Raw genomic sequence first — 12,905 nt, 5'->3', positions numbered from 1 at the left:
GAAGGAGGGGCTCAGGAGCCCTTGCCCAGCGCCAGCGAGTCGTCGATCAGCTTCTGGCCGCCGGGAACTTCCGCGGCGAACTGCTCGTAGACCGGCTTGCTCGCGGCGATGAAGGCCGCCTTGTCGACCTCGTTCACCTGCATGCCGGCGTCCTTGAGCTTGCCGAGCAGTTCCTTGTCGAGATTCGCGGCAATCTCGAGAGCGACGGGCTGCATCTCGATGGCGGTCTCGGCGAGGGTCTTCTGGACATCGGGGGGCAGGCGCGACCAGCTGCGGCCGGCGGTGAGGTAGGCCGGCGTGTACACGTGGCCGCTCATCGACAGGTATTTCTGCACTTCCTGGAAGCGCGAGGGGTAGATCTGGGCCAGCGGGTTCTCCTGACCGTCCATCACGCCAGTCTGCAGCGCGACGAACACTTCGGAAAGCGCCATCGGGCTCGGCGTTGCGCCATAGGCCTGGAACATGCGCACGCGCCACACGCCCTTGGGGGTGCGCAGCTTGATGCCCTTGAGGTCTTCCGGCTTGACGATCGGTCGGGTGTTGTTGGTGATCTGGCGGAAGCCGTTCTCCCAGGTGGCGAGGATCTCGTAGCCCTTTTCCTTGGCAATCGGGATCAGCACCGGGTTGATGACAGCTTCGCGGATCTTCGCGGCGTGGTCGCGGTCCTTGACCAGATAGGGCATCTCGAACACGCCGAACTCCGGCGCCACCGTGGTCATGACGGTGGAGGGCAGGGCCAGATCGACCGTGCCGAGCTTGAGCTTTTTCAGAAGCTCGCCGTCATTGCCGAGCTGGCTGGAGCCGTAGACGACGACTTTCGCCTTGTCGCCGAGCTTCTCGTTCGCACGCTTGGCGAACTCCTGGGAGGTCTGATCGAACAGGGAGCCGGGTTCACCGACATGGCCGAGTTTGATCTCGATGGGTTCTGCAGTTGCAACCGAGGCAAGCAGAACAGTGCCGGCAACCGCCGACACGATTCGCGCGAGGCGGATCATGGCAAGCTCCTTTTGGTTTCCTCGACGGCCGGATTTTTTCCGGTCTCGTTACGGCGTGGACCCGCGCAAACCCCTCATGGGAATCTGACACTCAATCCGCACTACTAATTATGAATGCAAAAATTCCGACAGAAGGCAAGGCGAGACTTGACGCATGGCTGTTGAAAGGGACATTCGGGGCGCAGAGCGACGCCAGCCGAGACAGGAAAAAATCATGCCGGACCTCAGCCTTAACGCTGCCCAGACCATTCTCTCCACTGCATTGGATCATTGCCGCAAGGGCAACTTCAAGCCGATGGCGGTGGTTGTGCTCGACGCCCGCGGCGCGGTGAAAGCGGCCGCCACCGAGGATGGCACCAGCCTGAAGCGCTTCGAGGTAGCCCATGGAAAGGCCTATGGCGCGCTATCGCTGGGCATGGGCTCGCGCTCGATCTTCAAGCGCGCAAAGGAGCAGGCCTTCTTCGTTGCGGCGATCAGCCATGTTGCCGGTGGCGCGCTCGTGCCTGTGCCCGGTGGTGTGCTGATCCGCGATTCTGGCGGCGCGGTGATCGGCGCGGTCGGGATTTCCGGCGACACATCCGAGAATGACGAAGCGGCGGCGAGCGCGGGAATCGCGGCCGCGGGCCTGACCGCCGACCCCGGCGCGGACTGACCAGGGCGGAGGTAACCATTCGCCACTTGCCTCGCCTCCGGTTTTGCCGTGATTGCGCCTTGCGAGGGTCACATCGTGGTCACGCAAGGCCAGCAAGGAAGCCGGTGGCGGGCTTTTGAAGGGCGATGGGGTCGAACGAAGCGATGAGCGAGGCAGCTCGATTGGGGGCCGACGATGGCGCGCGCGCACCGCGCTCGTCGCTGGTTGGCGTGGATGGCGAGGCCAGTATCTGGCGTGCCCGGCTGTTTCTGGTGCTGTTTTTCCTCGCCTGTGTGCTGCCGGGCTTTTTCACCCTCCCGGTCATCGACCGCGACGAGGCACGGTTTGCCCAGGCGACCCGGCAGATGGTGGAAAGCGGCGACTTCATCACGCCGCGCCTGGGGGCTGAACCGCGCTTCAAGAAGCCGATCGGGATCTACTGGCTGCAGTCCACGGCGGTGGAACTGACGGGGCTGGGGGCGCACGCGCCGATCTGGGCCTACCGCATTCCCTCGCTGCTGGCCGCCTGCCTTGCCATTTTGCTGACTCACGCCATAGGGGTGCGGCTTTTCGGGGCTCGGGCGGCCTTCTGGGCGGGAGCGCTGCTCGCCGCCTGCGTCGTCCTCGGCGGCGAGGCGCGGCTCGCCAAGACCGACGCCACGCTGCTTGCCTGTGCCGTGGCCGGTCAGCTGGCCCTGGCACGGCTCTATGTCGCGCGCGGCGAGAAGGTCTCGCTTGGCTGGCCCTTGTTGTTCTGGGGGGCGATGGGTGCGGCGATCCTCGTCAAGGGGCCGATTGCGCCCATGCTCGCGGCGTTTACCGCGATTGGCGTATCGCTGTGGGATCGCGACTGGCGCTGGCTGAGGGTGCTACGTCCGGTGCTGGGCGTGCCGTTGATGCTGGTCATCGTGTTGCCCTGGCTGATCGCCATCGCGATGCACTCCGGCACGGACTTCTTCCACGAGGCGATCGGTAAGGACCTGCTCGGCAAGGTGGCGACAGGGCAGGAGTCTCACGGCGCGCCGCCCGGCGCGCATCTGGCCGCCTTCCTCGTCATCTTCTGGCCGGGGGCCGCGCTGGCGGTGTCCGCGCTGCCGTGGGTGTGGACCAACCGGCGCACGCCGGCGGTGCGGTTCTGCCTCGCTTGGATCGTGCCGTTCTGGATTGTGTTCGAGATCACGGCGACCAAGCTGCCGCATTATACGTTGCCAACCTATCCGGCGATTGCGCTGCTCGCCGGCGCCGCGCTGGCATCCGGGCGGCTCGACCAGCCATCCTGGTGGATGCGCACCCTGGTCGTCATGGCGGCTCTTGGCGGCGTGCTGGCAGGCGTCGGGCTGGTGGGTGCGTTCTATTGGTTCGAGGCCGCGGTGTCGGTCGAAGCCGTGGCGCTTGCGCTTCTTGCCGCCGCGATCGGGGCCATCGTGGTGTGGCAGGCGCTGGGTGCGGGCATGACGAGTGCCTATCGTGTGCTGCTGGCGCAGGCCGTCGTGCTCTACACGCTCGGTTTCGGCGTGGTCGCGCCGCGGCTCGAGGCACTGTGGGTTTCCCCGCGCCTGGCGGCAGCCATTGCGGCGGATGTCGATTGCGTCCACCCCCAGGCGATGGTGTCCGGCTTTTCCGAAGCGAGCCTGTTGTTCAACATCGGCACGAATACGCTGACAGGCGATGGCGCGCAGGCCGCCGACTTTCTTGCCGAACCGGGCTGTCGTGTGGCCGTGGTGGACACGCGCCAGCGCGCCCGTTTCGATGCACGCATGGCCGAACTTGGCCGCACCGCGCGCTCGCTCGATACGGTGAACGGCGTTAATCTTGGCAATGGTCGCCTTCTCTCGCTCGATCTCCTCGTCGCGCCGCAGGGCGCCGGCACGAAAGGGCCGTGAGCAACATGACGTTCTCCCTTACCCCGTGGCTGATGATCGGCTTTGTCGGGCAGGCTCTCTTCACCATGCGTTTCCTGGTGCAGTGGATTGCAAGTGAGCGGGCACGTCGCTCGGTGGTTCCCGTGGCGTTCTGGGGCTTCTCGATGGGCGGAGGGATGACCCTGCTGGCCTATGCGATCTATCGCCAGGATCCGGTGTTCATGGTCGGTCAGGCTGCGGGGCTTCTGATCTACAGCCGCAACATCTATTTCGTGCTGCGCGAGCGGTCCGGGCGCGCCGGCGCGCCGGCGGAGGCCGAACCCGGTAGCTGACCGCTGCGGCGCGGGGCCGCGAGGCCGCCGCGCTCGATGAAGTCTCGGGCCGCTGCCGAGAAAGGCCGGTCGTCGCAAGACGTCATCCAGTCATCATTGTCCTTTCATTTCGACGTCACGGGCGTGCCCTCTTTTTCCATTCATCGCGGGCGTGATGGGGTGGAAGGAGCGGCATTTTGTTCAAGGAGGTTTGCGCGCTTTTCTGCGTATTCTACCGTGACAACAGGGTGTTGACCTTTGTCTATCTGACATTCCTGATCTCAGCGGTCTTCATCATCGCCCCGTCGATCGATCTCGCGGTGTCACGCCTGTTCTACGTGCCGGGCGAAGGCTTTCCACTGGCCCGGGTCGCGCTGCTGCAGGATCTGCGCAATGCAGGAAGCTATGTCTCGGTCGCGGTCGGCATCGTGCTCGGCGTCGTGCTGCTGCTGAAGCTTCTCAATCCGATGCGCCCCAGCCTGTTTGCTCCTCGGTTCTCGCTGTATTTCGTGATGCTGTACTTGCTCGGCCCGGCCTTGCTGGTGAACGGCGTTCTCAAGAACTTCTGGGGCCGACCTCGTCCCAAGAATGTCGACGAGTTCGGAGGGCAGCTTCCCTTTGTCGATGCGTGGTCGTTCGGCGAGCACATCTTCTCGCATCGCTCGTTCGTTTCCGGCGAGGCGGCAACAATCGCATGCCTCATCCCGTTAGCGCTCTACCTGCCACGCCCCTGGAGGCGGCAGGTTCTGGTGCTGCTGGGGCTGGTGGCGGCGGCCGTGTCGATGAACCGGGTGGCGGCCGGTGCCCATTTCCTGTCGGACATCACCATTTCGACGGCGCTGGTTCTGACGTTGGCGGTGGGGCTGCGGCGCGCCTTCTACGTCGCCTATGCCGAGACCTTCAGCAATGAGCGGCTGGAGAGCGAACTTACCCGGATCGGACTGGCCTGGCGGGCGCAGAGAACCGCCTTCGCGCGGGCACTGTTCACGCTGCCGGCAGGTGCTCTACGCGGCGCTGTCCGCGGCCTTGGGATCGCCACGGACTGGCTGGGCACTCAAAGTGTCCCCGTCGGAGCCTTGTCGTCCACGCTCGGCACCATAGCCTCGTTTGCCTGGCTGGGCCCGTTCCTCAACGGGATCGCGACATCGCTGTCCTCGGCAATCAGCGGAACGATGGTGCGCCTCCTGAGCCAGGACACGCCGACCAGATCGTAAATGCCGATCAGGGCGCGGCCGAAATTGGTGTATTTCGACTGGCCCGCAAGGCGCGGACGGTCACCCACCGGCGCATAGGCGACGTCGCGGCCGTAACTGATGAACAGCGCCGGCAAATAGCGATGCATGCCGGAGAAATAGGGCAGGCGCAGAAAGGCCTCGCGCCAGAACACCTTGATGCCGCACCCGGTGTCCGGGCAGTCGTCCTTGAGCAGGAAGTCGCGCAGGCGGTTGGCGAGGATCGAGGCGATGCGTCGCGATCCCGTGGCGCGGCGCTTGGCGCGAATGCCGCCGACCAAAGCCGGCCCATCCGTGCCCGGCGCCGCGAGCCGAGCCACCAGGCTGGCGATGTCCGCCGGGTCGTTCTGCCCGTCGCCATCCATCGTGGCGATGACCGGGAAGCGCGCGGCGAGGATGCCGGTGCGTAGCGCCGCGCTCTGACCGGCACGGCTGGCGTGACGCAGATAGCGCAGCCCGCCATGGGAGGCGGCAAGCGACTTCACCTCGTCGCCGGTGGCGTCGTCGCTGAAGTCGTCGACGACGATGATCTCGCCGAGACATTCGTCTGGCACAACCTGAAGGGTTTCCGCGACGAGACGGGCGATGTTGCCGGTCTCGTTATAGGCGGGAATGACAATCGAAACACGCATCCTGACTTGCTCCGGCCCTCAAACCTACACTGTCGCCGCTCGATGAAGGCGCGATGAACCTCGGCACTCGAAAGCGGCGTCCTGCCACGCGCGAGCCTGCCACGCGGGGAACAAATTCCATTCAGGCCGCATTCATCCTGTCCTCGATAACGTCAGAGCATGGATCGTATCTTCGGAGGAATAAACGATGAAGAAGATCATGATTGCGCTAACGGCGGCGGTTGTTTCCGTAACGTCAAGTGCTGTTCCCTCATTCGCGGCCCCTCTCGGGCTGAATGCCGTATCAACACCGCAGTCGAATGTCGAACAGGTGCGTGCACCTCGTGGCTATTACTATCGCGGTGGTCGGCATTATTATAACGGACATCGTGGCTATAACTACTACCGACCGGGGTACCGGCGCTACAATGGCTGGTGGTATCCTGCGGGCGCTTTTGCGGCCGGGGCGCTGATCGGCGGAGCGATCGGCGGGGCGGTCGCCAGCCCGCCGCCGGCGCGTTACGTCGTCCCCAGCGGAAACGCGCATATTCGTTGGTGTGCGGCCAACTACCGTTCCTATCGGGCTTACGACAACACGTACCAGCCCTATAACGGCCCGCGCCGTCAGTGTGTGTCGCCTTACTGACCTGTAGGCCACGCGCAGAAGAACGGCATGCCGTGACGTTGCCAACCCCGAAGCCCGGATTCTCCGGGCTTCGGCCGTTCGCTGCGGCGACCGGCTGTCGGCGGGTTTCACGTCTCGCCGACGTCCACAAAGACTTTGCTTTCAGCACGCTTCTTCAAGCAATATGATCGTCAGATCATGGGCGCCCGCACTGTGCTGGAGTGAGCAAGATGACGGCCGAGCTGGCCAGCGCCGCCGTCAGTGCCGTTGCAACGCGGGTCGCATTGCGGGAGGGCGCCGAACCCCAGTTCGCGGACTGGCAGGCCTCCTTCACACGCCATGCCTCATCCTTTGACGGCTTTCTCAGTATCGAGTTCATACCGGCCTATGCGGGCGCGATGCTCTGGCAGGTGGTCCAGCGTTTCACCTCTCACGGAGCGCTCGATGCGTGGATGGCCGATGCCGCGCGTGCCGGGCTACTCGCCGGGCTCTCGCCACTGAGGCCGGCCGGTGTCGACGACCTCGTGGAGGAGGCGGCACCCGATTTCCACGCCGTCGCCGCCGTGACCGAGGTCATCACCACGAATGTCGAGCCGGGCCGTCAAGCCGACTTCCTAGCCTGGGCCGAATCCGTTCAGGCGGTTCAGGCGCGTTTCCCCGGTTATATGGGAACCCTGGTTCAGGCGCCGCTTTCGGCAGACTTGCCTTACTGGACAACCCTGGTCCGCTTCGCCACGCCCGAGGCCCTCGACACGTGGGTCAATTCTCCCGAGCGTGGGGCTCTGCTCGACAAGTCCGATCCCCACATATCGCGCTGGCATAGCCACCGCCTGCCCGCAGGATTCGGGGAATGGTTCGCGCCACCGGGCGCCGGCGCATCGCCCGCGGCATGGAAGCAGACCGCGCTGGTTCTCATGGCGCTGTTTCCGGTGGTGATGCTGGAGATCCGTTTTCTCAGCCCCTATCTCGCCGGCCTGCCGATTGCCGCGGCAACGTTCATCGGTAATGCGATCAGCGTCTCGCTGGTATCCTGGCCGCTGGTCGGGCTGGTGCGCGCCTGCATGAAGTGGTGGCTGCAGCCCGCTCCCGAGCACCGTGCACTCATCGAGGGCGTGGGCGTGCTTGTGCTGTTTGCGGTCTATGCCAGCGAATTGGTTTTGTTGTCGCTGTTGTTCCCCTGAACACGCGAAGCTGTGACGTGCAGGTCCCTCCAGTCAATCAAGGAACGCAAGATGACAGCCGACGACGAGAAGTTCATGACCCGGGCGATTGCTCTCTCCGAGAAGACGTCGCTGGTCGACAGCGCCGGCGGGGTATTCGGCTGCGTGATCGTGCAGGACGGCGAGATCATCGGTGAGGGGGCCAATCGCGTCGTTGCGGAGAATGACCCGACCTGGCATGGCGAAATCGATGCCATCCGCAAGGCATGCAAAAAGGTCGGGAGCTTCAAGCTGACGAATGCGACTCTCTATACCAGTGCCGAACCCTGCCCGATGTGCATGGCGGCCTGTTACTGGGCGGGCATCGAGCGCGTCTTCTACGCGTCCACCAACATGGACGCGCTGGAATACGGCGATTTCGACGACAGCATGATCTACCAGGAACTTAAGAAGCCGGTCAGCGAGCGCTCCATCACCTGCGTCCAGATCATGCAGCCGGAGGCTGTCGAGGTGTGGAAGAAGTACAAGAACAAGGAAGACCGCGTTCCCTATTGAGCCTGGCCCGCCGCCTCACGGGCGGGCGGCCCAGTGGCTGGCAGAAGGAAGGAGAGGGCGGCGTTGATCGAGGATCGACGCCGCCCTCTCCTTTGCTCAGTAAGGCGACACGCAGGGCTGGCGCGGGCCGTTATAGGGCTGGAACGAGTTGTCCGACGACCGATAAGAGCGATAGGTCTGCGCGCACCACGCGACATGTTGATTGTAGGCGCTTTGATTCTGCTGGGAGGCCGCCGCGCCCAGCATGCCGCCGATCAGCAGGCCGCTGATCAGGCCGGCGGCAACCGCGCCGCCATTGTTGTAGCCATTGTTGTAGTAGCCGCCACCATAATAGCCGGGCGGCGGGGGGCGGTATCCCGGCCGGTATCCCGGACGATAGCCGGGTCGATAGCCGGGCGGCGGGCGGTAGCCGGGAGGCCCTCCATATTGAACCTCGACAAGGCTTGCCGGTACCTGCGGAGCGATCGGGACGGATGGCTGCGCAACGGCCGTGCCGGTCAGGCCGAGCACGAGCGCAGTAACCAATAGGGGCCTCATTTATCTCTCCCAGGGGCATTAACGGAGCCGCACTGTATCGAAAGGTCAGTACCCGGGTCGAGACAATGTGTTGAGAGGCGTTTGCGGCGGCGTGTGTCGATCGGCAGGGCAGGGTGTCCCGGGATCCGACCCTCGTTCAATTCCCTTTCAAGGTCGGAGTTTTGGCGCGGCGACGGCGATGCGCCAACCGTGGCCGGCTATTGGTTCGTGTGGAACGCGAGAGGGGTGCCGGGCGCCCGAGGACGAGCGCTGCGATCTTGTGCGAGCTGAATACGTTACCGGACATGCGAGGTGTCACAGCTCAATGACCAGCGCAGGCGGTGACATGCACGACCAAAGTGCCAATATATCTCGTGGGTTGTTCTGCCAGCCGGTGGATGGCGTGCCGAGGGCACAATCTGGGGCGAGGCGTCGCAGCTCCTTGTTCTCGTCGAACTGTCGCGGTGAACAGCCCGGTAGGATCCTTCGTTTAAACTCGAATCATATCGCGCTGTCCCGTCTGGATGCCCCATGCTTCTGCGAGCCATATTCGCCGCCAATCTCACGCGCCTCTGCAAGCAGCAGAAGAGCATCGCTGAGGTTTGTCGCGCCACGGGCATCAACCGCCAGCAGATGAACAAGTACCTCGCGGGAGACCTGGTGCCACGCGAGGCGACGCGGGCGCGGCTGTGCAGCTATTTCGGTGTCAGCGACAGGGAGCTCTTCGAAGAGGCGAAGCCGGCTCGCCCGTATGGCGTGAAGGCTCCGGTGCCCACCGGGACGGTCGAGGACGAAGGGCTCGCGCTGCACGAATTGGCGGCGACGATGAAGTCGTTCGAGATCGAGGGGAGCACTTCGCTCAAATCGGGGCTGTACTTTGCCTACTTTCTGACGCCGCATGAGCCGAGCAGTCTCATGCGTTCGCTCATCGTGGTGCGCAGCGACAACGGGATCACCTCGTTCCGGCGGCTGACTGGGCGCTCTGAAGCGAAAGGATCCTGGTGGTCGCACTTTCGCGGCGATCATCGCGGCATCGTCGTGGAGCGTCGCCACTGGCTCTATTTCGTCGCCATGAACCAGGTCGGCTGCCAGGAGCCGACGCTGCTGGTGCTGCGATGGCTGACGCACTCAGAGGCCATGCTGAGCGGGCACGCCAGCATTCTCAACCCCTCAGGGCCCGTCGTGACGGCGGTGGTCCTGAAACAGTGCCCGCCGCGGATGACGCTCCGCGCCGCTATCCGCGCGTCGCACGTGCTGTCGAGCGACGATCCGACACTGGATCCGATCATCGTGGACACGCTGGAGGAGCAGTCGCGCTCGCTGCTCGCGACGGTGCGGCGCTTCGACCTCTCGGTCCAGCCGATCAAAGAGGGTGAGCGGAGTCTCTGGTAGCCTCTTCGTCGAGCTTCCTGCCCTCTTCCGCCAGCAAGGCCAAAAGCTCGTCGAGGATCGCAAGCTCTTCCATTCCGGGACCCGGACCTCGTGCGCGAAGGGCTTCGATGCCTGCCTCGATGCGCGCCATAGCGTCGCCCGCAGCATGTTCTTCCGCGCGCACCCCATGGCCAAAGCCCTCGGCGAACAGCCGAATGGGCGCGGTCATGATGCATCCGTCGAACATCCGCTTCCCACGCCGGTACGAGTACCCCATCCAAACTAGATTTCGGCTTCGTCGCCGACCATGGCCGCATGTGCATTAAACAGCGAAACCTTCGCTATTTAATTTAAATTTACGTCTAAGTTACTGATATTAAAGAGAAGGTTTCGCCGAATATTGCTCTTGTCGCCGCCCCTCAAACGGCCTGACATGGCGGGGAGGATCAATGGCGGTCCTCTTCGATTTACGGAGAGCGATTATGAAGACCAGCACCCAGACCATCGAACGCAAGCTGAACCTGACCGTGAAGGTTGCTGACGCTCCCAGCCGCACGTTCGTTACGCCGGCCATGCAGTACAACAAGGCGTGATGCGGTGAGCCCGTCCCGCACCAGCGGGGCGGGCCCTCCCGGGACCGAGCCTCCAGGACAGTGACACATGCAGATTCGCGCGGCCCGCACGCTCCTGTTTTCCCGCCGAGAGGGAACGGTTGAAGCGTTCAACTTCCTCTCGCGATCCGCATTCCAGTGCAGCCCTGATCTGCTGCTGCTTCTTAATGTCGTCGACGACTGGACCAGCCTTTCCGAGCTTGAAAGGCGGCTGCCGCAGCTCGCTTCCACCGAGCTGCGCGAGACGGTCGATCAACTCATCGAAGTGGGGGCGCTGGTGACGGCGGGTTCCGGCAAGGCGGCGGCCGAGGAGTATTTCGAGGCGCGCTGGAAGTGGGGAATTCCTGCCGCGGCCTTTCATTTCAGCCTGCGCGACCGGCCCTGTATGCCGATCGAGGAGGCCGAGGCGCTGCAGGTTGAGAAGGCCGCAGCAAGCGACCAGCCGCCGCTGTTTCTCGGGCAGGCCAGCGCTCTTTCCGTTACGATGCTGCCATCGCCGTTCGAAGGCAATGAGCTGCTTCAGCTCATGGCGCGCCGCCGCACTGTACGCGAAGCCGCACCAAAGCCGGTGACCATCCAGCAATTGTCGGATTGTCTGTTTGCCGGCATGGGGATCACCGGCAAAACGCGCAACTGCGTCGGCGAACTGCCGCTTGGCATGACGCCATCGGGTGGGGCGCGAAACCCGTTCGAGGCTTATGTCTACGCGCGGGCGGTCGAAGGGCTGGAGCCGGGCTTTTATCACTATGCCGCAGCGGAGCACACGCTTGGGCGTTTGCCGGGCGCCGAGTTTCCGCTGCCGTCCGAACTGCTGGGATCACAGGACTGGGCGGACGACATGCCCGCAGTGATACTGCTGTGCGCGCATTTCGAACGCACGATGTGGAAATATGACGATGCCGGGGCGTATCGCGTCGTGCTGATCGAGGCCGGCCACATTGGCCAGAACGTCATGCTCGCCGCGACGCGCTACGGGCTATCGGCCTGTCCGACGGCGGCGCTCCATCATGCGGCCATCGAACGCTGCCTGAACCTGGGCGACACCATTCTCTCGACACCGATCTACGCGCTCACCCTCGGTTTCCCGCCGAGCGAGGAGAAGCTTGCCGATGGCATGCCGGTCGTGTCGCGCACCGAGCATTGATTGGCAGGTGATCGGGCAGTGCTACCGCGGACGGCGCGCGTACCGATGATACTGCGCGTGCGTCTGCGCGACGGTGAGCATCGTCGGCCAAAATGGCGCGACGCCAGGTCTCTCACAGCGCGGAATATGTCATCGTATGGGACGGACCTGCGTCCACCCTTGCGTCCGCCAGTCAAAGGCGAGCCGGAGCTTGCAGGTGCAGGGAGCCGTGTGGGGGATCCGGGTCCTGGCGTCTAGCGCCGGGACTTTCCGGTGATCTCGCCGGCTTCTTTGGCCAGGCGGGCTTCACGCAAGCGGGCGGTCTTTGCCGATTGAAGCGTGGTTTCGCGCTCGATTATTGCCATAGCTGCGCGGGAAACAGCATCGGCCTTGCTTTCTGACTTCGACAGGTTGGGCTTGAACAGCGGATCACGCGTGATCTTTGGCATAACGGCCGGCCTCCTTCGAATGAAAAAAGGCCGGGTTGCCCCGGCCTCTCCAACGCCTCTACGATCAATGCCAGTACATCCGTGGTCAAAGACCGGAGGCAATTCGTCACGCAGCCTTGAGGTTGGCAGCCGACTGCTTGCCGCTGCGGCGGTCGGATTCGATTTCGTAAGAAACCTTCTGACCATCCGTCAGGCCCATAAGGCCCGAACGCTCAACTGCCGAAATGTGAACGAACACGTCGGGTCCGCCCTGATCCGGCTGAATGAAACCATAGCCCTTCTGGCCGTTGAACCACTTCACAGTACCTGTCGCCATCACGATATCCTTTAAGTCGACATAGAAATGCTACCGCCCGCAACCGCGCGAGCGTTACGTTAACATCGATTTGAGAGGAAGTTCGCTACGGCGCAATTCTGCGCAAGACAAAGTTCAACGTACAAGATCGACACAAACACTGTACTACGGCCAAAGCTCGTTAACAAGCCCGCGCAGACGTTATTTCGTCGCTCGTATTCACGTTCGATGATATCGCGCGAGGAGGGCGTGCAAGTGTGGAGGGCGTGCAAGTAACGTCCCGGACTCTCGCGCCGGATCCGCGCGTGCCAAGTCGCACGCCAGCCCTCGCCGCCGGGCCTGTAACGAACACCCCGGGGCGACATCGCGCAATGAGAGGGAAGAAGAGTTTAGTGGTAGCGGGAGAGGGACTTGAACCCCCGACCCCAGGATTATGATTCCCGTGCTCTAACCAGCTGAGCTACCCCGCCACAGCGAACCAGCCGAGCTGATCCGCGAATGCGCGCGATATAAGGAAGCGCCCGCGATGGTGTCAAGGCACGAGCGGGGAATGCACAC

General features: G+C 63.6%; 14 protein-coding genes, 1 tRNA gene and 1 pseudogene. 9 read left to right on the top strand and 7 right to left on the bottom strand.

Annotation, left to right across the window (positions count from 1 at the left end):
* Nucleotides 1–11 precede the first annotated feature (11 nt).
* Entirely contained in the window at nt 12–995 is a 984-nt protein-coding gene (locus tag G3A50_RS03240; RefSeq protein ID WP_163073919.1) for a TRAP transporter substrate-binding protein, read from the bottom strand.
* Between the two features lie 214 nt (nt 996–1,209).
* Between G3A50_RS03240 and G3A50_RS03235 the strand changes: the two genes are divergently transcribed.
* The 4 genes and pseudogenes from G3A50_RS03235 to G3A50_RS22525 all read left to right on the top strand — a co-directional run.
* A complete protein-coding gene (locus tag G3A50_RS03235; protein WP_163073918.1) occupies nt 1,210–1,647 on the top strand; it encodes a GlcG/HbpS family heme-binding protein in 438 nt (145 codons plus the stop codon).
* A 143-nt stretch (nt 1,648–1,790) separates the two neighbouring features.
* Nucleotides 1,791–3,509, top strand: a complete 1,719-nt coding sequence (locus tag G3A50_RS03230) for an ArnT family glycosyltransferase (RefSeq protein WP_163073917.1) — start codon at nt 1,791–1,793, stop codon at nt 3,507–3,509.
* Between the two features lie 5 nt (nt 3,510–3,514).
* Complete coding sequence (locus tag G3A50_RS03225) at nt 3,515–3,820, top strand: lipid-A-disaccharide synthase N-terminal domain-containing protein (protein ID WP_163077247.1); 306 nt, start codon at nt 3,515–3,517, stop codon at nt 3,818–3,820.
* Nucleotides 3,821–4,266: 446 nt separating this feature from the next.
* Nucleotides 4,267–4,659 (top strand): annotated as a pseudogene (locus tag G3A50_RS22525) (phosphatase PAP2 family protein); the annotation flags it as partial.
* Between the two features lie 194 nt (nt 4,660–4,853).
* Here G3A50_RS22525 and G3A50_RS03215 read toward each other — a convergent pair.
* Nucleotides 4,854–5,663 (bottom strand): glycosyltransferase family 2 protein, encoded by an 810-nt coding sequence (locus tag G3A50_RS03215; RefSeq protein WP_163073915.1) that lies wholly within the window; start codon nt 5,661–5,663, stop codon nt 4,854–4,856.
* Between the two features lie 187 nt (nt 5,664–5,850).
* Here G3A50_RS03215 and G3A50_RS03210 point away from each other — a divergent pair, with 187 nt between their 5' ends.
* From G3A50_RS03210 to G3A50_RS03200, 3 genes are all read left to right on the top strand, one after another.
* The gene (locus tag G3A50_RS03210) at nt 5,851–6,288 is read left to right on the top strand and encodes a BA14K family protein (RefSeq protein WP_163073914.1); all 438 of its coding nucleotides are present in this window, start codon (nt 5,851–5,853) and stop codon (nt 6,286–6,288) included.
* Between the two features lie 209 nt (nt 6,289–6,497).
* The gene (locus tag G3A50_RS03205) at nt 6,498–7,448 is read left to right on the top strand and encodes an antibiotic biosynthesis monooxygenase (RefSeq protein WP_163073913.1); all 951 of its coding nucleotides are present in this window, start codon (nt 6,498–6,500) and stop codon (nt 7,446–7,448) included.
* Between the two features lie 51 nt (nt 7,449–7,499).
* Entirely contained in the window at nt 7,500–7,982 is a 483-nt protein-coding gene (locus tag G3A50_RS03200; RefSeq protein WP_163073912.1) for a nucleoside deaminase, read from the top strand.
* Between the two features lie 96 nt (nt 7,983–8,078).
* Here G3A50_RS03200 and G3A50_RS03195 read toward each other — a convergent pair whose 3' ends face one another.
* Entirely contained in the window at nt 8,079–8,519 is a 441-nt protein-coding gene (locus G3A50_RS03195; RefSeq protein WP_163073911.1) for a BA14K family protein, read from the bottom strand.
* 510 nt (nt 8,520–9,029) lie between these two features.
* On the opposite strand from G3A50_RS03195, the gene G3A50_RS03190 reads away from it, so the two are divergent.
* Nucleotides 9,030–9,890: a helix-turn-helix domain-containing protein gene (locus G3A50_RS03190; RefSeq protein ID WP_163073910.1), complete on the top strand. Its 861-nt coding sequence runs from the start codon at nt 9,030–9,032 to the stop codon at nt 9,888–9,890.
* Here G3A50_RS03190 and G3A50_RS03185 read toward each other — a convergent pair.
* Nucleotides 9,862–10,098, bottom strand: coding sequence for a hypothetical protein (locus tag G3A50_RS03185; RefSeq protein ID WP_163073909.1), 237 nt, complete (start codon nt 10,096–10,098; stop codon nt 9,862–9,864). The two genes, G3A50_RS03190 and G3A50_RS03185, sit on opposite strands and share 29 nt — an antisense overlap.
* A 431-nt stretch (nt 10,099–10,529) precedes the next feature.
* Here G3A50_RS03185 and G3A50_RS03180 point away from each other — a divergent pair, with 431 nt between their 5' ends.
* Nucleotides 10,530–11,624 carry a SagB/ThcOx family dehydrogenase gene (locus tag G3A50_RS03180; RefSeq protein ID WP_163073908.1) on the top strand — a complete coding sequence of 365 codons (1,095 nt, stop codon included), beginning with the start codon at nt 10,530–10,532 and terminating at the stop codon, nt 11,622–11,624.
* 233 nt (nt 11,625–11,857) lie between these two features.
* On the opposite strand, the gene G3A50_RS03175 is transcribed toward G3A50_RS03180, so the two are convergent.
* The 3 genes from G3A50_RS03175 to G3A50_RS03165 form a co-directional block, all read right to left on the bottom strand.
* Complete coding sequence (locus tag G3A50_RS03175) at nt 11,858–12,052, bottom strand: hypothetical protein (protein ID WP_163073907.1); 195 nt, start codon at nt 12,050–12,052, stop codon at nt 11,858–11,860.
* A gap of 106 nt (nt 12,053–12,158) precedes the next feature.
* Nucleotides 12,159–12,368 carry a cold-shock protein gene (locus G3A50_RS03170; RefSeq protein WP_163073906.1) on the bottom strand — a complete coding sequence of 70 codons (210 nt, stop codon included), beginning with the start codon at nt 12,366–12,368 and terminating at the stop codon, nt 12,159–12,161.
* A gap of 372 nt (nt 12,369–12,740) precedes the next feature.
* Nucleotides 12,741–12,817 (bottom strand) — tRNA-Met (locus tag G3A50_RS03165).
* Nucleotides 12,818–12,905: the final 88 nt, after the last annotated feature.

The organism is Ancylobacter pratisalsi (genome assembly GCF_010669125.1).
Classification (GTDB): domain Bacteria; phylum Pseudomonadota; class Alphaproteobacteria; order Rhizobiales; family Xanthobacteraceae; genus Ancylobacter; species Ancylobacter pratisalsi.
The sequence above is the reverse complement of the archived record's forward strand: the minus strand, read 5'-3'. Positions and strand labels throughout refer to the sequence as shown.